The 26,239-nt window shown below is 60.8% G+C and carries 25 protein-coding genes, 3 tRNA genes, 2 pseudogenes and 1 riboswitch; of the genes and pseudogenes, 16 read left to right on the top strand and 14 right to left on the bottom strand.

From position 1 onward, the window contains the following. Positions 1 to 43 precede the first annotated feature (43 nt). The gene (locus IB241_RS02900; protein ID WP_192296870.1) at positions 44 to 406 is read right to left on the bottom strand and encodes a hypothetical protein; all 363 of its coding nucleotides are present in this window, start codon (positions 404 to 406) and stop codon (positions 44 to 46) included. 66 nt (positions 407 to 472) lie between these two features. Here IB241_RS02900 and IB241_RS02895 point away from each other — a divergent pair. Further along, a pseudogene (locus tag IB241_RS02895) lies at positions 473 to 793 on the top strand (response regulator); the annotation flags it as partial. Positions 794 to 842: 49 nt separating this feature from the next. Here IB241_RS02895 and IB241_RS02890 read toward each other — a convergent pair. Continuing rightward, a complete protein-coding gene (locus IB241_RS02890) occupies positions 843 to 1,370 on the bottom strand; it encodes a hypothetical protein (protein WP_192296869.1) in 528 nt (175 codons plus the stop codon). 300 nt (positions 1,371 to 1,670) lie between these two features. On the opposite strand from IB241_RS02890, the gene IB241_RS02885 reads away from it, so the two are divergent. Together IB241_RS02885 and IB241_RS02880 are read left to right on the top strand one after the other, a co-directional pair. After that, on the top strand, positions 1,671 to 2,399 hold the full coding sequence (locus tag IB241_RS02885; protein ID WP_192296868.1) for a hypothetical protein: 729 nt from the start codon (positions 1,671 to 1,673) through the stop codon (positions 2,397 to 2,399). 140 nt (positions 2,400 to 2,539) lie between these two features. Continuing rightward, complete coding sequence (locus IB241_RS02880) at positions 2,540 to 3,913, top strand: transposase (RefSeq protein ID WP_192296867.1); 1,374 nt, start codon at positions 2,540 to 2,542, stop codon at positions 3,911 to 3,913. A 288-nt stretch (positions 3,914 to 4,201) separates the two neighbouring features. Here the strand turns inward: IB241_RS02880 and IB241_RS02875 are convergent, their stop codons facing one another. The 4 genes and pseudogenes from IB241_RS02875 to IB241_RS02860 form a co-directional block, all read right to left on the bottom strand. Beyond that, positions 4,202 to 4,441 (bottom strand): DUF6124 family protein, encoded by a 240-nt coding sequence (locus IB241_RS02875; RefSeq protein ID WP_192296866.1) that lies wholly within the window; start codon positions 4,439 to 4,441, stop codon positions 4,202 to 4,204. 494 nt (positions 4,442 to 4,935) lie between these two features. Beyond that, a pseudogene (locus IB241_RS02870) lies at positions 4,936 to 5,454 on the bottom strand (suppressor of fused domain protein). Between the two features lie 458 nt (positions 5,455 to 5,912). After that, positions 5,913 to 6,299: a hypothetical protein gene (locus tag IB241_RS02865; RefSeq protein ID WP_192296865.1), complete on the bottom strand. Its 387-nt coding sequence runs from the start codon at positions 6,297 to 6,299 to the stop codon at positions 5,913 to 5,915. Further along, a complete protein-coding gene (locus tag IB241_RS02860; protein ID WP_192296864.1) occupies positions 6,296 to 7,711 on the bottom strand; it encodes a PAAR domain-containing protein in 1,416 nt (471 codons plus the stop codon). The genes IB241_RS02865 and IB241_RS02860 overlap by 4 nt, the downstream gene beginning before the upstream one ends. 310 nt (positions 7,712 to 8,021) lie before the next feature. Between IB241_RS02860 and IB241_RS02855 the strand changes: the two genes are divergently transcribed. The 6 genes from IB241_RS02855 (at position 8,022) to IB241_RS02830 (ending at position 11,206) form a co-directional block, all read left to right on the top strand. Further along, on the top strand, positions 8,022 to 8,255 hold the full coding sequence (locus IB241_RS02855) for a hypothetical protein (protein WP_192296863.1): 234 nt from the start codon (positions 8,022 to 8,024) through the stop codon (positions 8,253 to 8,255). Positions 8,256 to 8,293: 38 nt separating this feature from the next. Then, a complete protein-coding gene (locus IB241_RS02850; RefSeq protein WP_192296862.1) occupies positions 8,294 to 8,593 on the top strand; it encodes a hypothetical protein in 300 nt (99 codons plus the stop codon). Between the two features lie 37 nt (positions 8,594 to 8,630). Beyond that, positions 8,631 to 9,209 carry a nucleotidyltransferase family protein gene (locus tag IB241_RS02845; RefSeq protein WP_192296861.1) on the top strand — a complete coding sequence of 193 codons (579 nt, stop codon included), beginning with the start codon at positions 8,631 to 8,633 and terminating at the stop codon, positions 9,207 to 9,209. A gap of 130 nt (positions 9,210 to 9,339) precedes the next feature. Next, on the top strand, positions 9,340 to 9,780 hold the full coding sequence (gene tspO, locus IB241_RS02840) for a tryptophan-rich sensory protein TspO (RefSeq protein WP_192296860.1): 441 nt from the start codon (positions 9,340 to 9,342) through the stop codon (positions 9,778 to 9,780). Continuing rightward, positions 9,780 to 10,718 (top strand): alpha/beta hydrolase fold domain-containing protein, encoded by a 939-nt coding sequence (locus IB241_RS02835; RefSeq protein WP_192296859.1) that lies wholly within the window; start codon positions 9,780 to 9,782, stop codon positions 10,716 to 10,718. Before tspO ends, IB241_RS02835 begins: the two co-directional genes overlap by 1 nt. Before the next feature lie 2 nt (positions 10,719 to 10,720). Beyond that, the gene (locus tag IB241_RS02830) at positions 10,721 to 11,206 is read left to right on the top strand and encodes a GNAT family N-acetyltransferase (RefSeq protein ID WP_192297233.1); all 486 of its coding nucleotides are present in this window, start codon (positions 10,721 to 10,723) and stop codon (positions 11,204 to 11,206) included. Positions 11,207 to 11,239: 33 nt separating this feature from the next. Here the strand turns inward: IB241_RS02830 and IB241_RS02825 are convergent, their stop codons facing one another. The 3 genes from IB241_RS02825 to IB241_RS02815 are packed head-to-tail and all read right to left on the bottom strand — an operon-like array spanning position 11,240 to position 14,012. Next, complete coding sequence (locus IB241_RS02825; protein WP_192296858.1) at positions 11,240 to 12,004, bottom strand: ABC transporter ATP-binding protein; 765 nt, start codon at positions 12,002 to 12,004, stop codon at positions 11,240 to 11,242. Beyond that, entirely contained in the window at positions 12,001 to 13,005 is a 1,005-nt protein-coding gene (locus tag IB241_RS02820) for a FecCD family ABC transporter permease (protein WP_192296857.1), read from the bottom strand. Before IB241_RS02820 ends, IB241_RS02825 begins: the two co-directional genes overlap by 4 nt. Then, a complete protein-coding gene (locus tag IB241_RS02815; protein ID WP_192296856.1) occupies positions 13,002 to 14,012 on the bottom strand; it encodes an ABC transporter substrate-binding protein in 1,011 nt (336 codons plus the stop codon). The genes IB241_RS02820 and IB241_RS02815 overlap by 4 nt, the downstream gene beginning before the upstream one ends. A gap of 116 nt (positions 14,013 to 14,128) precedes the next feature. After that, positions 14,129 to 14,323: riboswitch (cobalamin riboswitch) on the bottom strand. A 70-nt stretch (positions 14,324 to 14,393) separates the two neighbouring features. Here IB241_RS02815 and IB241_RS02810 point away from each other — a divergent pair. Further along, positions 14,394 to 14,837, top strand: a complete 444-nt coding sequence (locus tag IB241_RS02810) for a hypothetical protein (RefSeq protein WP_192296855.1) — start codon at positions 14,394 to 14,396, stop codon at positions 14,835 to 14,837. A 166-nt stretch (positions 14,838 to 15,003) separates the two neighbouring features. On the opposite strand, the gene IB241_RS02805 is transcribed toward IB241_RS02810, so the two are convergent. Then, positions 15,004 to 16,386, bottom strand: a complete 1,383-nt coding sequence (locus IB241_RS02805) for an aldehyde dehydrogenase family protein (protein WP_192296854.1) — start codon at positions 16,384 to 16,386, stop codon at positions 15,004 to 15,006. Between the two features lie 103 nt (positions 16,387 to 16,489). On the opposite strand from IB241_RS02805, the gene ptrR reads away from it, so the two are divergent. Beyond that, on the top strand, positions 16,490 to 17,362 hold the full coding sequence (gene ptrR, locus IB241_RS02800; RefSeq protein WP_192296853.1) for a putrescine utilization regulator PtrR: 873 nt from the start codon (positions 16,490 to 16,492) through the stop codon (positions 17,360 to 17,362). Positions 17,363 to 17,470: 108 nt separating this feature from the next. On the opposite strand, the gene IB241_RS02795 is transcribed toward ptrR, so the two are convergent. After that, positions 17,471 to 17,680: a hypothetical protein gene (locus IB241_RS02795; RefSeq protein ID WP_105524885.1), complete on the bottom strand. Its 210-nt coding sequence runs from the start codon at positions 17,678 to 17,680 to the stop codon at positions 17,471 to 17,473. A 99-nt stretch (positions 17,681 to 17,779) separates the two neighbouring features. Beyond that, on the bottom strand, positions 17,780 to 18,976 hold the full coding sequence (locus tag IB241_RS02790) for an amino acid aminotransferase (protein WP_192296852.1): 1,197 nt from the start codon (positions 18,974 to 18,976) through the stop codon (positions 17,780 to 17,782). Between the two features lie 343 nt (positions 18,977 to 19,319). Between IB241_RS02790 and uvrB the strand changes: the two genes are divergently transcribed. Further along, positions 19,320 to 21,335: an excinuclease ABC subunit UvrB gene (gene uvrB / locus IB241_RS02785; RefSeq protein ID WP_192296851.1), complete on the top strand. Its 2,016-nt coding sequence runs from the start codon at positions 19,320 to 19,322 to the stop codon at positions 21,333 to 21,335. Between the two features lie 121 nt (positions 21,336 to 21,456). Here uvrB and IB241_RS02780 read toward each other — a convergent pair whose 3' ends face one another. Together IB241_RS02780 and IB241_RS02775 are read right to left on the bottom strand one after the other, a co-directional pair. Next, positions 21,457 to 22,947 carry an MDR family MFS transporter gene (locus IB241_RS02780; RefSeq protein ID WP_192297232.1) on the bottom strand — a complete coding sequence of 497 codons (1,491 nt, stop codon included), beginning with the start codon at positions 22,945 to 22,947 and terminating at the stop codon, positions 21,457 to 21,459. Between the two features lie 49 nt (positions 22,948 to 22,996). Continuing rightward, complete coding sequence (locus IB241_RS02775; protein ID WP_192296850.1) at positions 22,997 to 24,043, bottom strand: HlyD family secretion protein; 1,047 nt, start codon at positions 24,041 to 24,043, stop codon at positions 22,997 to 22,999. A 183-nt stretch (positions 24,044 to 24,226) separates the two neighbouring features. Here IB241_RS02775 and gltX point away from each other — a divergent pair, with 183 nt between their 5' ends. The 4 genes from gltX to IB241_RS02755 all read left to right on the top strand — a co-directional run bounded on the left by gltX (position 24,227) and on the right by IB241_RS02755 (position 26,212). After that, entirely contained in the window at positions 24,227 to 25,708 is a 1,482-nt protein-coding gene (gene gltX / locus IB241_RS02770; protein ID WP_053128828.1) for a glutamate--tRNA ligase, read from the top strand. A gap of 147 nt (positions 25,709 to 25,855) precedes the next feature. After that, a tRNA-Ala gene (locus tag IB241_RS02765) sits at positions 25,856 to 25,931 on the top strand. A 79-nt stretch (positions 25,932 to 26,010) separates the two neighbouring features. Next, a tRNA-Glu gene (locus IB241_RS02760) sits at positions 26,011 to 26,086 on the top strand. Positions 26,087 to 26,136: 50 nt separating this feature from the next. After that, a tRNA-Ala gene (locus IB241_RS02755) sits at positions 26,137 to 26,212 on the top strand. Positions 26,213 to 26,239 lie beyond the last annotated feature (27 nt).

The raw sequence follows: 26,239 nt of genomic DNA, 5'->3' as shown, positions 1-26,239 counted from the left end.
GGGGAGCAGGGTGGGGCATTATCCAGCAGTTGGGCGACGGGCTCTAGTTGGCGGAGCGGGTCAGGCGCAAACGCCAATTGCCGCCGTGACGGGCTTGGCAGTCTTCTTCGCAGTCGAACTGGACGCAGCGGTTCAGCGGCACGGGCGCGATGTCGGCGGCGTGCAGGGCCGTGGCGGTGAGTTCGCGGATGCGCGTGTCCAGGCCGGTGGCCAGGGCGTGGTCGCGGTGGGCGCGGGTGTCGAAGACCCAGGTGATCACCAGGCTGCGCGGGAAGTCGGCGTAGTTGACCGTATGAGTCAGCCACTCGAAGCCCGGGATTTCGGCTTTGGCGGTTTCGCAGGCTTCGGTCAGGCTGGCGACGAGGCTGCGGTCGATGCGCGCGCTGTCGCGTTTTGAGAGGGCCATGGAACGCTCCGGAAAAAGGCAAGGGCCGCAGGTTAGCAGGGGCCGAGCGCAGTTTCAGCCATGGCACTGCTCGCCGACGTACTCGGGGAGTTGGGCTACACCGTGATCGAGGCGGCGGACAGCGCCGCGGGGCTGAAGCTGTTGAGGTCGGACGTGCACATTGATCTGCTGGTAACGGATGTGGGGCTGCCGGGCGGGATGAATGGGCGGCAGATGGCGGAGGCGGGGATGGAGCTGCGGCCGGGGTTGAAGACGTTGTTTATTACCGGGTATGCGGAGAACGCGGTGATGGGCTATGAGCAGTTGGAGGAGGGGATGGGGGTGTTGAGGAAGCCGTTTGCGGTGGAGGTTTTGGGGGGGAGGGTTAGGGAGTTGTTGGGGAGCTAGGGGCGCGTTTAGGGGGAAGGGAGGTGCGGCCGCGATCAATCCATGGTGGTCATTGTTGTATGAAGGTAACGAAGCTGGTTTCGATTTCGGCGATTGCAGGAGGGGGCGTATTGATCAACATGACCGCATCGTCACCTTGGTTAAGAAAAACCAGAAAGTCCCCGGACTCAAACTCGATTCTAAATCCCACCAGCCGGGCCTCCCGGCCATTGAACGCGTCGAGAATGCCCTCAACCTCGCAAATTTTCTGGCCTGCGAGGTAGGGCGCAGATAAGACTGTCAGGAGGTTTTCCCTCTTCCAAGAGCATATGACGCCAGACTCGATCTCGAAGGCGTCGGGCGTGTTGAGGGGAAATACGTCAGCCCCTACGCTCACACCATCACTCAAGAGGTACATGGACATCGTCTCTTGCTCGCCGAAACGCCATTCGATAGAACCTATATCTCCCAGGTCTTTCTCTCCATTGAAATAATATTGGTCATGCATCAGCACGCTCAGTCGCTTACCCACCAGCAAACGCGCATTTTGCAGGTCTTGGGCTGCTCTTGTAAGCGAATAGGAATAGCGACTATCCATTAGGCGCCTCGGTCTCCGAATGTGGAGCAGACCTTACACAAGCGTTGGGATGTTCGCCATTGGCCAATTGCGGCTTTTGGCGAGCGCGGGCTTTCGGCGAAAAGGCGTCCGTCGATGGCCGGTTGCTGCTTTGCAAAAAAAGGTAACTTGGGATTTGAGGGCGCGCCAACAGTATCCATACCACCATTATCAGCGTGCTAAATAGGGCAGGCCAGCTAGGTATAGGCATTCGACAAACCTAAAGCTCAATCGACCCCCGTCGATAACCTGTAGGAACCCACCGATCATGGATTGATTGAAATGGTACTTTCCGTCAGCTCGACCTTCATCCCGCCAGCAAACACCCAGCTTACGCCTTCTGAACAGAAGCTCGAGCCCCAGCCGCTGACAGATGCCAACCAGGACACCCTGGCAAATGCCTCGCCCGCAGTCATCTACCATCCCAATGAAGACACCAGCACCACGGTGAAACAACTCGAGGTCGTCGACACGTGGATCGGCCGCTCCCAATCCCCGGAGTTCCCTCGATTCGCTCAGATTGCCGCTGCGGCGCATGGAGCGCTGAAGGCCTCTTTCCAGGCATTCCAGGCAACGCTGTCGAACAGTGCTCCCGACCTGGCCAGCAAAAAATATGGTTTCACTGTTGAGGCCGACGGCAATCTCAAGGTACTCGATACCGCCGCGCAGCTCAGCCGCTCGGACACCCAGCGGCTCACGGATCTGCTGAACAAATCCCTTGGCCTCAAAGCCGCCGCCGTTTCTTATCGGGATGCGTCCATCGATCTGGTTGACGCCGATTCACCGTGGTCGGGCAGCTATATGGGTTACTACAGCCTGACGAAGGAAAACTTCGCCAGCACTATTGATCTGGCGCCCTTGCTGAAAGACACGCGCACCATGGTTCCCGCAGAGTTCAAAGACGCGACTTTTTTCACTCAGTTGTCCAATAAAGGCGAACGGGCCACGCGCGAGACGGAACACGTGATGCTTGAGCGGCGAACAGCGCAGCGGTTCTCCGTGATGGTCTGACTTGCGGGTGGGTAGGTGATGGTTTGGGGCGGTTAGTGCTGTTTGCGATTGGCTGCTTTTGGCCGATTCTGTTGAAAAAGTAGCTCCCCTGTCTGGCCTGCGGCAAAATCCGCGCATCGGCCAGCAGGGAAGCACGCAGTATGATGGGACAGTTATCGAGTGGGCAGGAGCGACTGTTTTACTCGTTCAACCTTGAAGATCACATCCCCGCCAATCACCTTCTGCGTAGCATTGATCGGTGTCTCGATCTAAGCGACTTGCGCCATTACCTCGCCGATTTTTACAGCCCAATTGGGCGTCCTTCGATTGACCCAGAGTTGATGATCCGCATGCTGATCGTGGGCTATTGCTACGGTATTCGCTCCGAGCGGCGGCTGTGCGAAGAGGCCCATTTGAACCTGGCGTATCGCTGGTTCTGCCGGTTAAGTCTTGAAGATGAAGTCCCCAATCACTCGACCTTTTCTAAAAATAGACACGGCCGTTTTCGGGACAGCGATCTGTTTCGCTGGCTGTTCAATGAAGTGCTGCGTCGTTGCATGGACGCCGGCCTGGTCAAGGGCGAAGGCTTTGCCGTGGACGCCAGCATCATCAAAGCGGATGCGAGTCGGCAGCGCGGTGTACCGGGTGATGAACAGGTCAACTGGAGCGATCCAGCCCTGAGCACCCGCGCTGTGCGCGAGTACCTTGAAGCCCTCGATGAAGAAGCTCTGGCCGAAACACTACCCAAGCGCCTATCGCTGACTGATCCTCAAGCCCGCTGGACCGCAGCTCCAGGTGGCCCAGCGTTCTACGCTTACTCCACGAATTATCTGATCGATACCGAGCACGGCGTGATCATGGATGTGGAACCCACACCGGCTCATCGAACCGCAGAAGTCGAGAGCACCAAGACGATGATCGATCGGGTCGAAGCGCAGTTCGACATCAAGCCGGAACGCTTGATTGGCGACACCGCTTACGGTACCGCGCCGATGCTGGCCTGGATGTTGGAGGAAAAGGACATCGAGCCACATGTGCCGGTGTGGGACAAAACCGAACGCAAGAACGACAGTTTTTCGAGCAACGATTTCCACTGGAATGAAGAGGCTGAGGAATACTGCTGCCCGGCTGGCAATGCATTACGTAGCGAATGGCGGGCCTTCAAGAACGAGCGTTCGCACGTCACCAAAGCCAACACCATTATCTTCCGATCCAGGCAGACCGACTGCGTTGCCTGTCCGATGAAAGCCAAGTGCTGCCCGAACACTGCGTTCCGCAAGATCGCCCGCAGCGTCCATGAAGCCGCGCGCGATGTGGCTCGGCGAATCGCAACGACACCTGCGTACGTGCGCTCTCGCCACGAACGTAAGAAGGTCGAAATGTTGTTTGCCCACCTCAAGCGCATCCTGAAACTGGATCGCTTGCGACTACGTGGCATGAGTGGCGCGACCGATGAGTTCACGCTGGCGGCCGCGGTGCAGAACCTGCGACGTCTGGCCAAACTTGCATCTCAAGGGCCACCTTCTACGGGATAGGTGCGCCTGCACGAAGCAAAAAACCTCAAACTAACCCAATAACCGAGCTGCGAAGCTCAACGAAGAGCCGAGAAACCACTCAATGTGGTGAGTCGGTTCTCTGGTAGTGGTCGTGCCTGAGTTCAGGCGATCTGAAAATCCGACTTTTTCAACAGAATCGGCCGAAAGCAGTCTTCCCCAATCTGGAAAAAGGGCACGGAATTAATTAATGTCCTGAAAAACAACCCGTCCCTTTTTCAACCCTCCAATTCCGCTTCCAGTCGAATTAGCACCCCGAATGGCAAATGCTCATCCGGAACAAGGCGTCTCGCGGTCCAAAAGCTTGGCGGTGAGTAGCACGCCCAATTCACTCAGCTGATGAATGGCCAGCGCAATGTCGCGCTGCTTGCCGTTCAACTCTTCGGAAAGGTCGAGCAGCAGGGTGCTGACCGAGGTGAAGGTTTCATAGCTGTTGGTAATGAGGGCTTCGTTGCTGGCGCTTGGCGCAACGTAGAAGAGAGCAGTCTGATCTGACGAGCCTTTAAGCATGTTTGCATTCCTGTTTAGGGCAACCATCCTTCAGCTACTAAACAAAAGGGTGGCAGCTGTACGCAGGTTAGTAGACCGGGGAATCCAAACGAAAGCCGGCGCGCCCGAGGGCGCCCTGCGCACAGCCGCCATCAAATGCAGACGGTAGCGTCTGATTGATGAAGCTTGTGCACATTGTTTGGATAAACCATCAGGCTACTAAACCCGATCACCGAGAAGTTCAGCGACCGCGCAACCTTAGATTTCGCCACCCCAGCGCACAAGCCGGCGGATTCTGACGCAGGCGTAGGCAACGGAGCAAGGTGCCGGATGGCTTTGGGATTTATCTTGGGTTGAACTGCACAGTTGATTGGCGCAACGGCCGAGTTTTTAGGCCATCGCTGTAGGTTCCGGCCAGCCCTTTTGTAGCCACTTTCTGAAATTGAATCCCGCCCGCCATTCATCAGCCTGCAGCGCACGTGGCGCAATAAACCCGCCCCAATTTGCCAAAGATCTCAATCATGTCGATCCAGATCAGTGATCAGCAGCGGGTTGTTCTGCCGCAGTGCGTTGACGACTTCTTCGCAGGTGCGTCGCTTGGCTTCGATGTCGTCCATTTCACTGCTGGTCAGGCCGACCCGTTGGAGAAATTCGACCCGGCCGTGCGGGCTGTCGGTGGCTGGTAATTGTGGGTCGGCGACAAAGGCCAGGGCGACAATATCGATGGGGTAGCCGACGTTGATGGGACCGTTGGCGGGGATCCATTAGTTGGCTTTGAAGCCATTGCCGGAGCCAAATATATAACGCCCGAGGTTTTGCAGCAGGTTGCAGACCCAGATCAATGCGTCGCGTTGTTCGCCGTTGCTTTACAGGCGAAAGGTCAGCTCGAAGCCATAGCCGCTGAACGCGTTACCGAGGGCTTCTTCGTCGTAGTAGTGGGACGTGAAGCCGTAGGTGCAGAAGTGGAAGTGTGTGACACCTGCGGCATTGCTCGAGTAGGCGCTGATGCCGTCGATGGGGTCGGGGCCGCCCATAGCGTGTTTTATTGCCGTGCCCCAGTGCCAGGGCTCGGTTTCGCCGTATAGCGGCGCCAGGGCGCGGTCTATGGTGTCCCAGCCAGGGGCCGCGTCGCTTTGTAAGGCGTACACGCTTTGATAATCGCCAATGCCCGGACGCTGCTGCGCAGTAGAGGGAGTGACGTTAGAGGTGGGTGCCGGGCGCGGGTTGAATACATCCCGCAGTTTTTTGAAGAAGTTCACGCGCAATCCTTGCAGTAGTTGGACCTTGGGGCTGCCTGTTCACGGGTTGGCGGGACTCAGCCGTGTCTCACTCCAACTGAACCGATATACGCCCGCATCGCTTCCAGGGAGCGCTCGACACACTCGACAAGGGCGTGCCCTTTTACGCGTTGGTCGAGGCTATTGCTTGACGCCAACAAGTGGCAGGGCCATGCCGCAATTGTTGGCGGGCCTCGCGCGAGGCCCCGCCTGGATTACCTCAACTTCACCAATACGGCCACAACCACCATCCAAGTGAATGAGATGCCCATCATCGTCAAGTTCATGAGCAGATATCTTTTCAGATAAGGTGGAAAGTTTTTGAAATCGACTGGGTCCAGTTCACCGATGATAAGAGACGCTCTTGGCCACACGATCATCCCGGCGATTTTTGATATTTCCAAGAGTGACCAGATCAGCCCCCTTTTTCCCAAGCTCGTTCCCCAGATGTAAATGTAACGGCTGTTTTTTAAGGCTTTCTTGATGGCCTCCAAGTGGACTCGGCTTAGGTAAAGACTGTGCGCAATACTCGCGATTGCGAGCAGACCCGGCGCGCCGATAAAAAGAATCGCAACCCAAGGGTTCCACGTGTCGATACTCAAGGTTGTGTGGCCTCGTAGATTTTTTCACCTATGTATTCGCCGCCCATACCACCGACGGTGGTTCCCACCCAGGCGCCAGTTCCCACTATCGCGGCGACGCAGGCAATTCCTCCGATACCTCCTGTTGCTACCCCAATAGCCAGGCAGATCGAACCGCTGGCAGAACTTGCTAAAGCGCCACCTGCAACACCGAAGGCAGTAGAGAATGCGAATTTCCCTCCCTCAGTAAGCTTGACCTTCTCGCAGGCCGCACCGGGATCTTTACTGCACACCTGCTCGATTGCCATCAAGGATGACACGCCACCAATCCCGATACCGATGTAACCGCCCGCCTTCATGTACTTGGCCGCCCGGCTAACCGCATCCACATGAGCGGAATACCCCGGAATCTGCCCCGGCCCGCCTGCCTTGTCCCAATGATGCACCAGGCTCTTACTGGAAATACCCAGCGCAGTTTTCAACTTGGGATGATCCCCCAGCGTGGTCTGGCCTCGCACACGCGTGGAGTTAAGCAAATGAGCATCCAACTGGGCGAGCAAGCGCTGGCGTTCGGTGAGGAACTGCGGTGATCTAAGGTGGCCGTGCTGGCGATAGCTTTCCTGATGCAAGCGTTCAATGGCGTTGAGTGTGCCGCGCAGGTTGGTCAGGTGGGTCTCCATCACCACTGAACTGACGCCTAGCCACGTTGAAGTGTGGCCGATGAAGCTGGCGATTTCGGCGCCGTGGCGGTGCAGGAAGTCGGCCTCTTCCGGTGTCAGGGTATCGAGCGATGAATCGACCTGTTGCGCGGCCTGCATCAGCAGTGCTTCTTGGCGGGTGCAGGCGCTGTTGTCGGGATCGCTCAGTACGATCAATGAGCTGGCTTTAACGTGGCTTCTGCGCGGGTTGAGTGCTTGAAACTTGCGCATCACCGCCGGATCGGGCGTGGGGAAAAGGCTGGCTTCCAGTGCTTCCCGGCTCATGCTTTTGGGCACGATATAGAAGCCAGGTTCCTGACCCTGTCGGCTGTTAACAACAGAGGGTGTCCAATTGCTCGAAGGTGTGTGTGTCGGTTGGTTCGGTGCGGCCGAGGCGCGGGCCTGAGTCACAGGCGCCGCTTCAACGGTTCGTCTGGATACAGGCTGTTCGTAGCCTTTGTTGATATAGGTGGCGGTGTAAATTGAAGGAGTGAATTTGGCTCGGCAGGGGCAACTACTGACACTGTCCAACGTGCCGGCCATAAGCCTGCCATGACTGTTCATGTGTGAAATACCGCCGAGTATTTTATAAATGCCCGGATGTTTTCCACATGTCACTCGGTCCCCCTCACAGGCATGGAGGAGGCCATATATGTTTACTCTTGGGTCACCGTCCAGGACTTTTCCGCCGCAGGTGGTTTTGTCACCCAAGCCAATGAAGTAGCCTTCAGTCATTTATATTTTCCTTTTTATAAAGAGGAGGTCAGTTAGACGGCATGACACAGCGCAACAAGCGGTAAGTCACCCAGCCGAGGGCAATCAGTAAGCGCGCGCTTATCGCGCAGTTACCCTGATGATCTGGTTTTTTGAAGTACAGTCGGACGCTTCCTGGCTTCATTTAGGAAAAGTCTGGTCGGTAGGTAAGAGCTGGGGATGTGCTCGCGACGGGGAGATATTTCCCAAAGCGCTGGGCAGATAGGTCTACCATGTCGCCCCCGGCAGCTGTTCCACGCGCTACCGACCTCTCTTTTTCAAGGTATCGCCCATGTCCATCGATCAGATCAGCCTGCCCAAAGGCGTCGGCCCCCACGCCGCTAAGCTCCTCGACTCCATCACCGGTGCGTCGACCCACGAAGAACTCAACCGTGCCGGCGGCAAGGCGGAAGGTTTTGTGTTGGGGCTGGAGTCGACCAAAGCCATCAAAAGCCAGGTCGCCGAGTCGCTGTACGTGGCTTACGATGACGCGGCAAGCCACCGGGCCAGTGAGTTGAAGGGCTGATAGTCCGTGGACGCTTCATATTTCAGGATGAAATGCTCATGTTTAAAGCTGTTGTCGCGTCACTGCTGCTGATTTCCCCTCTGTGCGTTTCGGCCGCTTCTTCGGTGGATGTCTCGAAGATTTACGGCAAGATCCAGTTCGTCGACAGCTACCCCGACTACAAGGTCAAGGTCGTGAATCAATACCCTGACCTCAAAGTGCAACAGGTGAGTATTTACCCTGACTCGGTTGGAAAATGGCAGACGGTGAGTTCGTTTCCCGATTACAAGATCCAGATTGTCGATTCGTATCCGGACTTCACCATTCAATATGTGGAGTCCTACCCTGGAGTGAATTGAAGGGCGTGGCGCGACACATGGTTTGAAGGGAATACACATGACATTGACCGTCGACCGCTTGCTCGAATTGGCCATGGCCAACCCCATCAATGCCGAGATCACCGCGCGTTTGCCGACGCTGGGGTTGGATCAGTGTTTGCTCACCGCCGGCTGCTTGTTCCAGGCGGTGTGGAACCATCAGGCGAACCGGCCTGCTGGGCATGGAGTGAAGGACTACGACGTTTTTTACTTTGATACGGACCTTTCCTACGAGGCTGAGGACAAGGTCATACGTGCGGCGCAGCGGTTGTTCGACGACCTGGGCGTGAATGTCGAGGTGAGGAACCAGGCGCGGGTGCATCTTTGGTATGGCCAGCGGTTTGGGCGGCCTTACCCGCAATTGCACACCGCCAGGCAGGGGATTGATCGTTACCTGGTGGCGGGCACGTGCATTGGCTTGGACGTGGCGACGGGCGAGGTGTATGCGCCGTATGGGTTGGAGGATGTGGAGCAGGGTGTGTTGCGGATCAATCCCCATCACCCGGAGCCGCAGTTGTTTGCCCAGAAGGCGCTGAGTTATCAGGCGCGCTGGCCCTGGCTCAAGATCCTGGAACCAAACCCTGCCGACACGGTTTGACGGGATAACGCGGTGTCTGGGGTGGGGCGGCTGCGCCACCCGGCGCGGCGCAAGCGGGTGTTTGAAGGGGGCGTGAACTTTTACCCCTGTGCAGCCCGTCCAAGTTGAAATGCCCAGCCAAGGACCGACCATGACTTTCTTCATCTTCCTGCTCGCCTGCGTCGTCGCCGCCAGTACCGGCCTGCTGTTCAAGCCCGGCGCGTGGTACGAATCCCTCGTCAAGCCAAGCTTCACGCCGCCCAACTGGCTGTTCCCGGTGGCGTGGACGCTGATTTATCTGCTGCTGGCCTGGGCCGGTTATCGCCTCAGCCTGATCCCGGACAGCCAGGTGGTGTTGGCGTTGTGGGCGGCGCAGATTGCGTTGAATACGTTGTGGACGCCGGTGTTCTTCGGCGCGCATCGCATCCTGGCCGGGATGGTGATCCTGGCGGTGTTGTGGCTGACCGTGGCAACGATGGTGGTGTTGGCGGTGCGTCTGGATCTGATCACCGGGTTGATCCTGTTCCCCTACCTGGCGTGGCTGTGTGTGGCGGCGGCGCTGAACTTCTCGATCCTGCGCAGTAACCGCTGATGCCCTATAAACCATGGCCTGCCAGCGAACCCCAGCTGGCCGAAATGCGCCGTTTCAACAAGAAGCTCGCGTGGCTGCCGCGCTTCAAGATCCGCAACCGTGTGACGCCGCGCTTGATCCAGGCGCTGTTGCGTGCCGGTCAGGTGTTCAAGCGCTCGCCCGTGGCGCAAACCCGGCTCGCCGGCAACGTCCCCGTGCGTATCCTGCGGCCACTCGGCAAACCCAAGGGCGTGGTGCTGGATATTCACGGCGGCGGCTGGGTGATCGGCAACGCGCAGATGGACGACGATCTCAACCTGGGCATGGTCAATGCCTGCGACGTCGCGGTGGTGTCGGTGGACTACCGGCTGGCGGTGGACACGCCGGTGGCAGGCTTGATGGACGATTGCCTGGCGGCGGCGCGTTGGTTGCTCAGCGCCGAGGAGTTTGCCGGGTTGCCGGTGGTCGTTGTCGGCGAATCGGCCGGCGGGCATCTGGCGGCAGCGACCTTGCTGGCGCTGAAGCAATCGCCAGAGCTGCTCCAGCGGGTGTGCGGCGCGCTGTTGTACTACGGCGTTTACGATTTGAGCGGCACGCCCAGCGTACGCGCGGCGGGGCCGCACACCTTGTTGCTGGACGGGCCGGGCATGGTCGAGGCGCTACGCCTGCTGACGCCGGGGTTGAGCGATGAAGAACGTCGGCAGGCGCCATTGTCACCGCTGTATGGCGACTTCAACGGGTTGCCGCCGGCGTTGATGTGGGTGGGCACGTTGGACCCGCTTAAAGACGACACGCTGTTGATCGCCGAGCGCTGGCCTGGGGCTGAGGCGTACCTGGTGCCGGAGGCGGCGCATGGATTTATTCATTTTCCGCTGGGGGTGGGGGCGGCGGTGCTGGAGCACAGCCGGGCTTGGATTCTGCAACGGATTCAGGCGGTAAGCGCCGTGGGTGAACCGTGACGATGCTGATCCAGCCGGTTGATACGCAGGCTATTCCCGAGGTACTGGCCTTTGTGCTGCACGCCCGTGGCGAGCTGTTTCCCAAGCTCAGCGATGCAGGTATGCCGAACGATCTTGCACAGTTCGAGGCGGTTTACGTGCAAGGCAGCGGCCGGTTTCTGATCGCCCGCGCTGGCGACGAAATTGTTGCCGCGATGGGCTACTTGCCCTATGACGGGCGTTTTCCCCAGTTGGATTACCAGGGGCGCCGGACGGTGGAAGTGGTGCGCCTGTTTGTGCTGCCAGCGTTCCGCCGTTCTGGATTGGCGAGGGAGTTGTACCGTGCGCTGGAGGCGCTGGCGCACGCGCAGGGGGTGGAGGTGATGTACCTGCACACCCATCCGTTTCTGCCGGGTGCGATCGAATTTTGGCGGCGGCAGGGGTTTGCGGTGGTGGACGTGGAAGCTGATCCGGTGTGGCAGACCACGCACATGCAGCGGCTGCTGTAGTGGCCTGAAGAAGCACCACTAGACTCCCCGTGTTTAGTTGGAACGCAGCCGCAGTATCTGCGCGCCGTCGAACGGGTCTGTGAGGTAGTGCGCCTGCACCCCGAATGTGTCTTGCAAACGCTGCGGCGTCAGCACTTCCAGCGGCTTGCCCAGCGCCACCAATCGCCCGTGGTCCAGCACCGCCAGGCGATCACAGGTCAGCGCCTGGTTCAGGTCATGCAGGGCAATCAGCGTCGTCACCGGCAGCGCTTGCACGCCTTTCAAGATCGCCAGTTGATGCTGAATATCCAGGTGATTGGTCGGCTCATCCAGCAACAGGATCTGCGGCCGTTGCGCCAGGGCGCGGGCGATGTGCACGCGTTGGCGCTCGCCGCCGGAAAGGCTGCGCCAGGCACGTTGGGCCAGGTGGGTGGCGTCCACGTCGTGCAGGGCTTGGCGCACGATGGCGTCGTCTGCATCCGACCAGGGGCTCAGCGCCGACAGCCACGGCGTGCGGCCCAGGGCCACGGCGTCGAACACGCGGATGGCGTCATCGGTGTCGGCCTGTTGCTCCACCACGGCCAACTGTTGCGCGATGCTGCGGCGCGACAGCTGCCCGAGGCGCTGGCCGCCCAGCAGCACGTCGCCACACGCCGGGGTACGCAACCCGGCGAGCAGCTTGAGCAGGGTGGATTTGCCGGAACCGTTCGGCCCGACGATACCGAGGGTCTCGCCCAGCTCCACGTCCAGGTGAATGTCGCGCAGCAACTCGGCTTCGCGCACCTTGAAGCCCAGGCCACGGCAACTGAGCACGCTCATCGCGCATTCCTCCGGCCGATCAGGATCAGCGCAAACACCGGCGCGCCTACCAGCGCGGTGACGACACCCACCGGGATCACCTGGCCCTTGATCAAGGTGCGCGACAGCACATCCGCGGCAATCAGGAACAACGCACCCCCCAAGGCGCTGGCCGGCAGCAGGCGCGAATGCCCGGTGCCGAGCAGCAGGCGCACGGCATGGGGGATCACCAAGCCGACAAAGCCGATGGAGCCGACAATCGACACCATCACCGCCGTCACCAACGCCGCGCAACCCACCAGCACAAATTGCACACGGCGCACCGGGATGCCCAGGGACGCCGCCGAATCCGTGCCAAAGGTGAACGCATCCAGCGCCCGGCGATGCCACAGGCACACCGCCAACCCCACCAACGCCACTGGCACCGCCAGCCATACCGACGGCCAGCGCACGCCGCTGAGGTTGCCCAGCAGCCAGAACATGATGCCGCGCGCCTGTTCGGAGCTGGCGGATTTGGTGATGAGGAATGCGGTGAGTGCGTTGAACAGCTGCGAACCGGCAATGCCGGCGAGGATGATCTGCCCGGTGCCGCTGGATGAGCCGCTGGCCCGCGCCAACAAAATCACCAGCGCAAACGCCGCCATCGCGCCGACAAACGCGCCAGCCGACAATGAAATCAAGCCGCCGCCCACCCCGATCAGCGCCACCAGCACCGCACCTGTCGAGGCGCCGGCGCTGATGCCCAGCAGGTACGGGTCGGCCAGCGGGTTGCGCAGCAGCGATTGCAGGATCACCCCGCAGGTCGCCAGCCCGGCACCGCAGGCGGCGGCGACCAGTGCGCGGGTCAGGCGGTAGTTCCACACCACGCCTTCGTCGATGGGGTCGAGCACGTAGCCGGCGCCCCACAGTTTATTGGCCAGCACCTGAAGTACGACCTGCGGCGAGATGGCGGTTTCGCCGATGGCCACGCCGGCGAGCACGGCGGCCAGGAGCAGGGCCAGGGCGAGGAGGGCACGAATCATTTCGGCAGGTCGTAGCCGTCGATGGCCGTGGCCAGTTGCTCAAGGCCGTCGAACATGCGGATGCTGGCCTGCAACGCCAGGGCGTCGAGGATGATGATGCGGTTGTTTTTTACCGCATCCATGTTGCGGGTGACCGGGTCGCTGCGCAGGAAGGCGAGTTTCTTTTCATGGTCGTCGGCAGGGTAGCGGCGGCGGTCCATGCGGGCGATGACGAGGAAGGTCGGGTTGGCCTTGGCGATGGTTTCCCAGCCCACGGCGGGCCATTCTTCATCGGACTGCACCACGTTGCGCAGGCCGAGGGTTTGCAGGATGAATTCGGGAATGCCCTTGTGCCCGGCGACATACGGGTCGCTGGCCAGCTCGGCGCTGGAGAACCACACCAGTGCGCTGGCCTGCTTGAGGCCCTTGCTCTGCACGGTGGCGACGGACTTGGCCAGGCGCGCCTTGAGTTCGTCGTTCAACTGTTGACCGCGGTCCTGCACATCGAAGATCGCCGCCAGTTGGCTGATGCTTTTGTAGATGGTCTCGATGCGGAACGGCTCCAGCCGCGTGCCGTCGGCGCCCACCAGGTTGTCCTTGCCTTCGCAGTCGGAGGGCAGCAGGTAGGTGGGGATCTGCAGCTCGTGGAATTGCTCACGGGTGCCGACCACGCCTTGTGCGCCGACCACCCATTCCAACTCGGCGGCCACCAACTGCGGGCGCTTGGCGATCACGGCTTCGAAGCTCGGCTCATTGTTGGCCAGGCGTTCGATGCGCTCGTTCTGTGCCTTGAACTGCGGCAGCACACTGTTGAACCACAGTGAGGTGCCGACCACTTTGTCGCCCACGCCCAACGCATAAAGCATCTCGGTGGCGGCCTGGCCGATGGTCACGCTGCGCGTCGGTGCTTGCTGGAAGGTGAGGGTGCTGCCGCAGTTTTCCAGGGTCAGCGGGTAGTCAGTCGGCGCGGCGTGGGCCAGGGCACAAACACTCAGGCCGGTGAGCAGGGCGGTAACGCGTGGCAGCATGGGGCAATCTCCGTTGGGACCGTACAGGGAGCTGGGGCGGTACGGTAGTGGAAATACAGCCATGAACGCTGCCGGTCCGGCAGGCCAGGGATGCCCTTCCCGGACACCCCGCCGGTTGGTGATAACGCTTGGCCGGCAGGTCTCCTGACTGATGCGTCATCGCCACGCTCCGGCCTTCCCGGACAGCGTCCAGTGGCAGTGGGGAGCAGGCTCAGCACCTACAGTTGCGGGGGCAGTTCCGGTTGGCGCGGGTGGCCGCGCTTCGGATTCCCTATTAGTCCCGTTGGGGAACCGGCGCGGTATGGTAGTCGATCTTGGACGTGAGGGCGCGTGTCTCTTATGATGCGCGGCCACGGAACCGCCCCCTACAAGGAAAATACAGTGAAACGTTTAGTCGCCCTCGCCCTGATCACCCTGCTTGCCGGTTGTGCGACCCAGGGTAAAAGCGAATCGCAGATTTTCGACGAGGCCGCCACTGCCCATGTCATGTCGCTGCCTGCCGGCGCCAACAAGGTGCGTTTGCACAGCGTCAAGATCGCCAGCCATGGTGTGATCGGCGACATGCTGGCGACTGTCCTGGGCGGCGGCGCGAATGCCGGCCAACTCAGGCAGGAACTGCTCAACGCCCAGCGCCTGGGCGACAGTGGGTTCTTGATCATTGGGGCGCGCAGTTCAATCGACGTGGCGGTTGTTGAGAACGCCTGCGAAGGCCTCGGTTTGCAGGGGATGAATATCTACTACGCGGGCACTGAGGCGCAGCAGGACAAAGTGCGCCACGCGGTTGAGAAGGCCCAGGCGCGGTTTCACTTCATCAATACCCAGTGACCACCGGTCTGTAGTGAGCGGGCTTGCCCCGCGCTGGGTGGCGAAGCCGCCCCAAATCCAAGCAACTCGGTGTATCAGAAAGACCGAGTTGCCTGGGTTTGGGGCGGCTTCGCCACCCAGCGCGGGCAAGCCCGCTCACTACAAGGGTGTCAGCCCGGCCGGGGGGTTATTTGCGGTCCAGCCACACGGTCTGCGCGTTGCAGAATTCCCGCACGCCGAAGTGCGACAGCTCGCGGCCAAAGCCGCTTTTCTTGATCCCGCCAAACGCCACCCGAGGGTCGGACACGCTGAAGGCGTTGACGAAAATCCCGCCGGTTTCCAGGCGGTTGGCTATATCCCGCGCCTTCGCCGCGTCGGTGGTGAAGATGCTCGCGGTCAGGCCGAACTCGCTGTCATTCGCCAGCGCTACCGCGTGGTCGGCGTCGCGGGCGGTGATGATCGAGGCTACCGGGCCGAACAGTTCCTGTTTGAACGAGGTCATCTGGTCGGTGACGCCTGCCAGTACGGTCGGCTCATAGTAGTTGCCGGCACCGGCGACTTTATGGCCGCCCAGTAGCAGGGTCGCGCCTTCTTCAAGAGTCGCCTGGACCTGGCCGTGCAGCTCGTCGCGCAGGTCGAAGCGGGCCATCGGGCCGATGTACGTGGCGGCGGATGTCGGGTCGCCCATCACCAGGGCACGGCTGGCCGCGAGGAATTTGGCGGTAAAGGCTTCGGCCACGCCGGCTTCGATGATCAGACGCTTGGCAGCTGCGCAGACTTGCCCGCTGTTCTGGAAGCGGCCAATCACGGCGGCTTGCACCGCGGCGTCGAGGTCGGCGTCGTTGAGCACGATGAACGGGTCGGAGCCGCCCAGTTCCAGCACACACTTTTTCAGCGCGGCACCGGCCTGGGAGCCGATGGCCATACCGGCGCGCACGCTGCCGGTGAGGGTGACGGCGGCGATGCGTGGGTCGGCGATGGCTTTGGATACGCCGTCGGTCGTCACGTTGATCACTTCGAACAGGCCTTCAGCAAAGCCGGCTTTTTTGAATGCCTGCTGCATCAGGTAGGCGCTGCCCATCACGTTCGGCGCGTGCTTGAGCACGTAGGTGTTGCCGGCGAGCATCGTCGGCACGGCGCCGCGCAGCACTTGCCAGACCGGGAAGTTCCACGGCATCACCGCGAGGATCGGGCCCAGTGGGCGGTATTCGATATGGGCGCTGCCGTTGTCCACCAGGGTCGGCTCCGGGGCGAGCATGGCCGGGCCCTGGGCGGCGTACCATTCACTGAGCTGGGCGCATTTTTCGATTTCGGCGCGGGCCTGGGCGATGGGCTTGCCCATTTCCAGGGTGATCATCTGCGCCATCTCTTCGGCTTGTTCCCGCAGGGCGGCGGCCAGGGCCAGCAGGCGTTCGGCGCGCTGGCTGAGCGGCTGGTGGCGCCAGGTGCGGAAGGCGGCGGTGGCACGGTCGAGGGCGGCGTTCAGCTGCGAGTCGCTTTCATACGGGTAGCTGCCGACCGTTTCGCCGTTGGCCGGGTTGATCGAGAGGGCGTGGGTAGTCGCGTTCATGGCACCGTCCTGCGCAAGGGATAAGTTGAGTTCAGGTTACGGGGGTGGTTCTTTTCTGGAAACTGAATAATATTGAGCAATACATTCACGATTGGAGAATGACTTGGATCTGGTGCAGCTGGAAATCTTCAAGGCCGTTGCCGAGCAAGGCAGCATCAGCGCCGCCGCGCAGTTGATTCATCGGGTGCCGTCGAACCTGACCACCCGAATCAAGCAATTGGAGCAGGACCTGGGCGTCGAATTGTTCATCCGCGAGAAAAGCCGCCTGCGCTTGTCACCGGCCGGCTGGAATTTCCTCGGTTATGCGCGGCGCATTCTCGATCTGGTGCAGGAGGCCCGTGCCACGGTGGCGGGGGAGGAGCCCCAGGGTGCGTTTGCCCTGGGCTCGCTGGAGAGTACGGCGGCGGTGCGCATCCCGGCGTTGCTCGCGGCGTATAACCAGAAACACACCAAGGTCGAGCTGGACCTGAGCACCGGACCGTCGGGCACCATGATTGAAGGCGTGCTATCGGGGCGCCTGACGGCGGCGTTTGTCGATGGGCCGGTGTTGCACGCGACCCTGGAAGGCGTGGCGGTGTTTGAGGAGGAAATGGTGGTGATCGCGCCGCTGCATCACGCGCCGATCACCCGGGGCCAGGATGTGAATGGCGAGAATATCTACACGTTCCGCTCGAACTGCTCGTACCGGCATCATTTCGAACGTTGGTTTTCCCAGGACGGTGCGGTGCCGGGGAAGATTTTCGAGATCGAGTCGTACCACGGCATGTTGGCTTGCGTCAGCGCCGGTGCGGGATTGGCGTTGATGCCGCGCAGCATGTTGGAAAGCATGCCGGGGTTTGCGGCGGTGAGTGTGTGGCCGTTGACGGACAAATTCCGGGTGCTGCACACCTGGCTGATCTGGCGGCGGGGCACGGTGTCGCAGAGCCTCAACAGCTTCGTAAAGCTGCTGGAAGAACGCAATCTAGTAGCGACGTAGATCCAATGTGGGAGCGGGCTTGCTCGCGAATGCGGTGGTTCAGTTACACATGTATCGCCTGACACACTGCATTCGCGAGCAAGCCCGCTCCCACATTTTTGAACTTCATCAGCCGCCGAATTGGAGGGTGCCCATGGCGAGCTTGGCCATCAGTGCCGTGGCCCCCAGTTGCACCAGCCACAACGCCAAGCCACCGAGGAACACCCCTAGCGCTACCTGCAACACCAGGCTTTTCTGGCGCTTGGGTTGCGGCGCGCGGGGCACATAGTCATCCAGCTCGTCGCGGTCGGCACGCAGGTCCAGGTCGTCGTTTCTCATAAGGTTCTCACAGCAAAGGGGCGGGCAAGGTTCAGTCTAGGGGCTGGATACGAAAAAGGGGAAGCCAGCGGCTTCCCCTTCTGTGCAACGGCTCCAGGCTTACAGGACCTGGACGATTGCCTTTGTGACTGCGTCGATGTTCGACTGGTTCAACGCCGCCACGCAGATGCGGCCGGTGTCGAGGGCGTAGATGCCGAACTCGGTGCGCAGGCGGGTGACTTGCTCAACGGTCAGGCCGGAGTAGGAGAACATCCCACGCTGGCGGCCGACGAAGCTGAAGTCATGGCCCGGTGCAGCCTTGGCCAGTTCCGACACCATCTGCTCACGCATCCCACGAATGCGCAGGCGCATTTCAGCCAGTTCGGCTTCCCACTGCGCGCGCAGCTCAGGACTGTTCAGCACGGCAGCTACAATCGCGGCGCCGTGGGTTGGCGGGTTGGAGTAGTTGGTGCGGATCACACGCTTGACCTGGGACAGGATGCGCGCGCTTTCTTCCTTGGATTCGCCGACGATGGACAGCGCGCCCACACGTTCGCCGTACAGGGAGAACGACTTGGAGAACGAGCTGGACACAAAGAAGGTCAGACCGGACTCGGCGAACAGGCGCACGGCCGCGGCGTCTTCGTGGATGCCATCGCCAAAGCCCTGGTAGGCCATGTCGAGGAACGGTACGAGGCGCTTGGCCTTGACCACGTCCAGCACGTTCTGCCAGTCGGCCGGGGTCAGGTCGACGCCGGTCGGGTTGTGGCAGCAGGCGTGCAGCACCACGATGGACTGCGGCGGCAGGGCGTTGAGGTCTTCGAGCAGGCCGGCACGGTTTACGTCATGGGTGGCGGCGTCGTAGTAGCGGTAGTTCTGCACCGGGAAACCGGCGGTTTCGAACAGGGCGCGGTGGTTTTCCCAGCTTGGGTCGCTGATGGCGACGACGGCGCCTGGCAGCAGTTGCTTGAGGAAGTCAGCACCGATTTTCAGCGCGCCGGTGCCGCCAACCGCTTGCACGGTGGTGACGCGGCCAGCGTTCAGCAGTGGCGACTCAGCACCAAACAGCAGGGTCTGCACGGCCTTGTCGTAGGCCGCGATGCCGTCGATTGGCAAGTAGCCACGGGCAGCGTGTTGCGCCACGCGAATGGCTTCCGCTTCGGCAACGGCACGCAAGAGTGGAATCTTCCCCTCCTCGTTGCAGTAAACGCCTACGCCAAGGTTGACCTTGGTGGTTCGAGTGTCGGCGTTGAATGCTTCGTTGAGGCCCAGGATAGGATCGCGTGGTGCCATTTCGACAGCGGAGAACAGGCTCATTTTTGCGGCAGCTCTATGGGGGAAGGGAGGGACGTGTCGCGCTCCAGCCGAATGCACTAGAGCGGTGCACAAACGGGGAGCTAGTATAGAGGCCATCACGGCTGAGAGCGACAACCGAAACGGCTTTTCGGCCAAGTTTTTCGGTTTATTTGCCGACCGTTAGTCTTATTGCAACGCAGATCGACAGCGGCATGCAGGACGATTGCCTTGAAACCCGTCACATTCGCCACCACTTCTACGGCTATCATGGTTTTTTCCTGCTGCCCGCTCTGAATATTCGCGGGTGGTGGTCTTTTTCGTTCCCGACGGGTTTACAGTCTGGGGTGACTTCAAGAGGTACGTTATGTCGGATTTCCAACTCGTCACCCGCTTCGAGCCCGCCGGCGATCAACCCGAGGCGATTCGCCAGATGGTCGAAGGCATCGAGGCCGGCCTGGCGCACCAGACGCTGCTCGGGGTGACCGGTTCGGGCAAGACCTTCAGCATCGCCAACGTGATCGCGCAGATCAATCGCCCGACCCTGGTGCTGGCTCCGAACAAGACCCTGGCCGCGCAGCTCTACGGCGAGTTCAAGGCGTTCTTCCCGAACAACGCGGTGGAGTACTTCGTTTCCTACTACGACTACTACCAGCCTGAAGCCTACGTACCGTCGTCGGACACCTTCATCGAGAAAGATGCGTCTATCAACGACCACATCGAACAGATGCGCTTGTCGGCGACCAAGGCGCTGCTGGAGCGCAAGGACGCGATCATCGTCACCACGGTGTCGTGCATCTACGGCCTGGGCAGCCCGGAAAGCTACCTGAAGATGGTGCTGCACATCGACCGGGGCGACAAACTCGACCAGCGCGAAGTGCTGCGCCGACTGACGAGCCTGCAGTACACCCGCAACGACATGGATTTCGCCCGCGCCACCTTCCGCGTGCGCGGCGATGTGATCGACGTGTACCCGGCCGAGTCCGACCTGGAAGCGATCCGCATCGAACTGTTCGACGATGAAGTCGAAAGCCTGTCGGCCTTCGACCCGTTGACCGGCGAGGTGATCCGCAAGTTGCCACGCTTCACCTTCTATCCGAAAAGCCACTACGTAACGCCGCGTGAAACCTTGCTGGACGCCGTTGAGCACATCAAGGTGGAGCTGGCCGAGCGTCTCGACTACCTGCGCGCCAACAACAAGCTGGTGGAAGCCCAGCGCCTGGAGCAACGCACGCGCTTCGACCTGGAGATGATCCTGGAGTTGGGCTACTGCAACGGCATCGAAAACTACTCGCGCTACCTCTCGGGCCGCGATTCTGGCGCGCCGCCGCCGACGCTGTATGACTACCTGCCGGACGATGCGCTGCTGGTGATCGACGAATCCCACGTCAGCGTGCCGCAGGTCGGCGCGATGTATAAGGGCGACCGTTCGCGTAAAGAAACGCTGGTGGAATACGGTTTCCGCCTGCCTTCGGCGCTGGACAACCGGCCGATGCGGTTTGACGAGTGGGAAGCCATCAGCCCGCAGACGATTTTTGTATCGGCGACGCCGGGCAACTACGAGGCTGAGCATGCCGGCCGTGTGATCGAGCAGTTGGTGCGTCCGACCGGCCTGGTCGACCCGGAAATCGAAATCCGCCCGGCGCTGACCCAGGTCGATGACTTGCTCTCGGAAATCCACAAACGCGTCGCGCTGGAAGAGCGGGTGCTGGTCACCACGCTGACCAAGCGCATGTCCGAAGACTTGACCGACTACCTTGCCGACCACGGCGTACGCGTGCGTTACCTGCACTCGGACATCGACACCGTGGAGCGCGTGGAGATCATCCGTGACCTGCGCCTGGGCACCTTTGACGTGCTGGTGGGGATCAACCTGCTGCGTGAAGGTTTGGACATGCCGGAAGTGTCGCTGGTGGCGATCCTCGATGCGGACAAGGAAGGCTTCCTGCGCTCCGAGCGTTCGCTGATCCAGACCATCGGGCGTGCCGCGCGTAACCTCAATGGCCGCGCGATTCTCTATGCCGACCGCATCACCGGCTCCATGGAGCGCGCGATTGGCGAGACCGAGCGCCGTCGCGACAAACAGATTGCCTTTAACCTGGCCAATGGCATCACGCCCAAGGGCGTGTTCAAGGACGTTGCCGACATTATGGAAGGCGCTGTCGTACCGGGTTCGCGCAGCAAGAAGCGCAAAGGCATGGCCAAGGCCGCCGAGGAAAGTGCGAAGTACGAGAACGAACTGCGCTCGCCGAGCGAGATCACCAAGCGTATTCGCCAGTTGGAAGAGAAAATGTACCAGTTGGCGCGGGATCTGGAGTTTGAAGCGGCGGCGCAGACGCGCGATGAGATTGGCAAGTTGCGCGAGCGGTTGTTGGCCGTTTGATTTTGCGCTGACTGTACTGGCCTCTTCGCGAGCAAGCCCGCTCCCACACTTGACCGCATTTCAACGTTAGAACACGGTCAAGTGTGGGAGCGGGCTTGCTCGCGAAAGCGGCACCACGGTCTCAATGACTCTCCCCAGCCTTGAGCCCCGCCGGCAACGCCTTGGTCAACAACACCGCGACCATACTGACCCCCAGCGCCAACCCGACAAAGTGAAACGCATCGTTGTAGGCCATGATCTGCGCCTGCTGGTGCGCGATCTCGCTGAGCTTGCCCAGCGCCGCGGTGTCGCTGCCGAACTGCTGCGCCAGTGTTGCCAGGCGCTCCGCCACCTGCGGGTTGGTCGGCACGATCGCCTCGCGCAAATAATCGAAATAGGTCTTGGTGCGCGCATCCAGCAGCGTCGCCAGCAATGCAATGCCGATGGCGCCGCCCAGGTTGCGCAGGATGTTGAACAGGCTCGACGCCGAGCCTGCGTCCTGGGGCAGGATGTAGGCGGTGGCGATCAGCGAGATGGTTACCATGATCAGCGGCTGCCCCAGGGCGCGGATGATCTGGATCTGGTTGAACTGGCTGCCGGCGAAGTCCGGGTTGAGCACCCCCGAGGAAAAACTCGCCAGGCCGAACAGGCCGAATCCTACAGTGCATAGCCATTTGGGCGACACGTACTTCATCAGCTTGGGCACCAGCGGAATCAGAAACAGCTGGGGCACGCCCATCCACATGATCACTTCGCCGATCTGCAAGGCGTTGTAGTTCTGGATCTGCGCCAGGTACAGCGGCAGCAGGTAGATCGAGCCGTACAGGCCGACGCCCATGCCGATGCTGGCAATGCTCGACAGGCCAAAGTTGCGGTTGGCGAGGATGCCCAGGTTGATCAGTGGGTTGGGTTTGGACAGTTGCACGATGACAAAGGTGATCAAGCTGAGCAGGGCGATGCTGCCGAGGCTGACGATCAGGTTCGATTCAAGCCAGTCCTTGCGGTGGCCTTCCTCCAGGAACACCTGCAAGCAGCCGAGGCCCACCGCCAGGGTGGCGATGCCCAGGTAGTCGGTGCTTTTCAGCAAGTCCCAGTTCGAGGCCTTTTTTTCCAGACCATAGAGCAGCCCGGCGATCATCAGCAGGCCCGGTGGCACGTTGATGTAGAAGATGTATTCCCACCCCCAGTTTTCCGTGAGCCAGCCGCCGATGGTCGGGCCGATGGAGGGCGCGAAGGTGGCGGTCATGGCGAACATGGCCATGCCTTTGGCGCGGTGGTGTTCGGGTAGCTTGATCAGGGTAAGGGTGAACGCCAGCGGGATCAGCGCACCGCCGGTAAAGCCTTGCAGGGCGCGGAACACGATCATGCTTTCCAGGCTCCAGGCCATGGAGCACATCAACGAGGCGATCAGGAACCCCACCGACACCCAGACCGCCAGCCGCCGCGCCGAGAGCAACTGCACCAGCCAGGCGGTGAGGGGGATCATGATGATTTCGGCTACAAGGTAGGACGTGGAAATCCACGAGCCTTCTTCCAGGGTGGCTGACAGCGCGCCCTGGATGTCCTTGAGCGACGAGTTGGTGATCTGGATGTCGAGCACCGCCATGAACGCGCCGAGCATCACGCTCATCACCGCGATCCAGTCGCGCCGGGTCGGTTCGCCGAGTGGGCGCAGCAGTTGATCACCGGCCATCGGGCTGGTCTTTGATGTTCACTTTGACGGTCACGGACATGCCGGGACGGATCTTGCCGTGCAGCGGGTTATCCGTGGCGAAGGTCAGTTTTACCGGGATGCGCTGTACGACTTTGGTGAAGTTGCCCGTGGCATTGTCCGGCGGCAACAGGCTGAACTGCGCACCAGAGGCGGCGAACAGGCTGTCGACCCGGGCCTCGATGGGCGTGTCAGGGTAGGCGTCGAAGGTCAGCTTGGCCTTTTGCCCGGGCTGCATGTGGCCGATCTGGGTTTCCTTGAAGTTGGCCTGGATCCAGATGTCTTGGTCGGGGACGATCGACAGCAGGTAGGCGCCGGCCTGCACGTACTGGCCGTTGCGTGCGGCGCGCTGGCCCACCAGGCCGCTGATCGGCGCGTGGATCTCGCTGCGGGTGAGGTTGAGTTCGGCCTGGGCCAGGTCGGTCCTGGCGTTGGCGATCAGCGCGTCGAGGCGCTTGATCTCGGCGTTGAGGGCGTTGACCTGCTGGCGCTGGCCCTGCAGGTCGGCCTGGGCCATGGTCACCTGGGAGCGGGCGATGTGGTTGTCGGCGGAGAGGGTGGTCACGCGTTCTTCCGAGACGTAGCCGGGCTTGCGCAGGGTTTGTGCGCGGGACAGGTCGATCTGCGCGCGGCCGAGGCTGGCCTGGCTTGACGCGACTTTGGCCGCGCCGGCGGCGATCAGGCTGGCTTGCTGGGTGAGTTTGCTCTGTGCCTGGGTGCGTTCGGCCTCGCGCATGGCCAGGGCGGCGTTGGCGCGGTCGACGGCGAGGTGGAAGTCGTCGGCTTCGAGCTGTACCAGGAGCTGGCCTTTTTGTACGTGTTCGTTATCGCCGACCTTGACCTCGACGATGCGGGCGCCGAGCTGGCTGGACACGCGGGTGATCTCACCCTGCACATAGGCGTTGTCGGTGCTTTCATAGAAGCGGCCCTTGAAGAACCACTGGGCGAAGAAGCCCAGGCCGATCAGGACTACGAGGCACACGAAGATAAACAGTCGGCGTTTCAGTGGAGCTGGCATGGGCGAGGTGTCTGTAACAAGAGGTAATGGAATATAGCCAGCCAAACATCTGTCCAATAGCCATGACTGGCCTCCAGACCGAAGCTTGGCCTAAATGCCCTTCTGCTGGAGCCCAAGTGCCGAGGGCTGTTACCATTCGCGCCTTGTTTCAATTCCAGTTTTATCGCCAATTCGAGACCCGCCATGACCACCGTCCGCACGCGCATCGCGCCATCGCCTACTGGGGATCCCCACGTCGGCACTGCCTACATCGCCTTGTTCAACTACTGCTTTGCCAAGCAGCACGGTGGTGAATTCATCCTGCGGATCGAAGACACCGACCAATTGCGCTCGACCCGTGAGTCGGAGCAGCAGATTTTCGATGCCCTGCGCTGGTTGGGCATTACCTGGGCCGAGGGCCCGGATGTCGGTGGTCCGCACGGCCCGTATCGCCAGAGCGAGCGCAGCGACATCTACAAGCAGTACACCCAGCAACTGGTCGACATGGGCCACGCGTTCCCATGCTTCTGCACCGCCGAAGAGCTGGACCAGATGCGTGCCGAGCAACAGGCGCGTGGCGAAACCCCACGTTACGACGGCCGCGCGCTGCTGCTGTCGAAAGAAGAAGTGGCCCAGCGCCTGGCGGCCGGCGAGCCCCATGTGATCCGCATGAAAGTGCCGAGCGAAGGCGTGTGCGTGGTGCCGGACATGCTGCGCGGTGACGTCGAGATCCCGTGGGATCGCATGGACATGCAAGTGCTGATGAAGACCGACGGCCTGCCGACGTACTTCCTGGCCAACGTGGTCGACGACCACCTGATGGGCATCACCCACGTGCTGCGCGGTGAAGAATGGCTGCCGTCGGCGCCTAAGCTGATCCTGCTCTACGAGTACTTCGGCTGGGAACAACCGCAACTGTGCTACATGCCGCTGTTGCGTAACCCGGACAAGAGCAAGCTGTCCAAGCGCAAGAACCCGACCTCGGTGACGTTCTACGAGCGCATGGGCTTCATGCCGGAAGCGATGCTCAACTACCTGGGCCGCATGGGCTGGTCGATGCCGGACGAGCGCGAGAAGTTCTCGCTGCAGGAAATGGTCGACAATTTTGACCTGTCCCGCGTGTCCTTGGGGGGGCCGATCTTCGACATCGAGAAACTGTCGTGGCTCAACGGCCAATGGCTGCGTGACCTGCCGGTGGAAGAGTTCGCCAGCCGTGTGCAGCAGTGGGCGTTGAACCCCGAGTACATGATGAAGATCGCACCGCTGGTGCAGGGCAGGGTGGAGACGTTCAGCCAGGTCGCACCGTTGGCCAGTTTCTTCTTCGCCGGTGGCGTGAACCCGGATGCCAAGTTGTTCGAATCCAAGAAGCTCTCGGGCGATCAGGTGCGCCAATTGATGCAGTTGATCCTGTGGAAGCTGGAAAGCCTGCGCCAATGGGAGAAGGACGCGATCACCGCGACGATCCAGGCGGTGGTGGAATCCCTCGAATTGAAATTGCGCGATGCCATGCCGCTGATGTTTGCCGCGATCACCGGGCAGGCCAGTTCGGTATCGGTGCTGGATGCGATGGAAATTCTCGGCCCGGACCTCACGCGTTTCCGTCTGCGCCAAGCCCTTGATTTGCTTGGTGGTGTGTCGAAGAAAGAAAACAAAGAGTGGGAAAAGCTGTTGGGCGCTATCGCTTAATCAGCCTGCTGCAACGGCGAAACCCAGGTTTTCCGGGGTTTCGCCGGTAAGTGATTGTTATCCCGGCAAAAAACTTTGGAAATTGTTGAAAATAAATTTGACACACTTCCAAACCGCCATTAAGATTCGCCCCGTCCTCACCGATGAGGGGCTATAGCTCAGCTGGGAGAGCGCTTGCATGGCATGCAAGAGGTCAACGGTTCGATCCCGTTTAGCTCCACCAATTTACAGGTTCAAGGTCTGGCCACACCGTCCTTGAATCGATCAGTTCTCAGCGCTGATCATGTTGTACAGAAGGTTTTGTCCCCTTCGTCTAGTGGCCTAGGACACCGCCCTTTCACGGCGGTAACAGGGGTTCGAGTCCCCTAGGGGACGCCAGTTTCAACAAGCAGTTCGCAAGGTCTGCTGCGTCGCGAGACGAAAAATCCGGGGCTATAGCTCAGCTGGGAGAGCGCTTGCATGGCATGCAAGAGGTCAACGGTTCGATCCCGTTTAGCTCCACCAATTTACAGTTCCAAGGTTCCGGCCACA

This window comes from Pseudomonas sp. PDM05 (assembly GCF_014851685.1).
Classification (GTDB): Bacteria; Pseudomonadota; Gammaproteobacteria; order Pseudomonadales; family Pseudomonadaceae; genus Aquipseudomonas.
The sequence above is the reverse complement of the archived record's forward strand: the minus strand, read 5'-3'. Positions and strand labels throughout refer to the sequence as shown.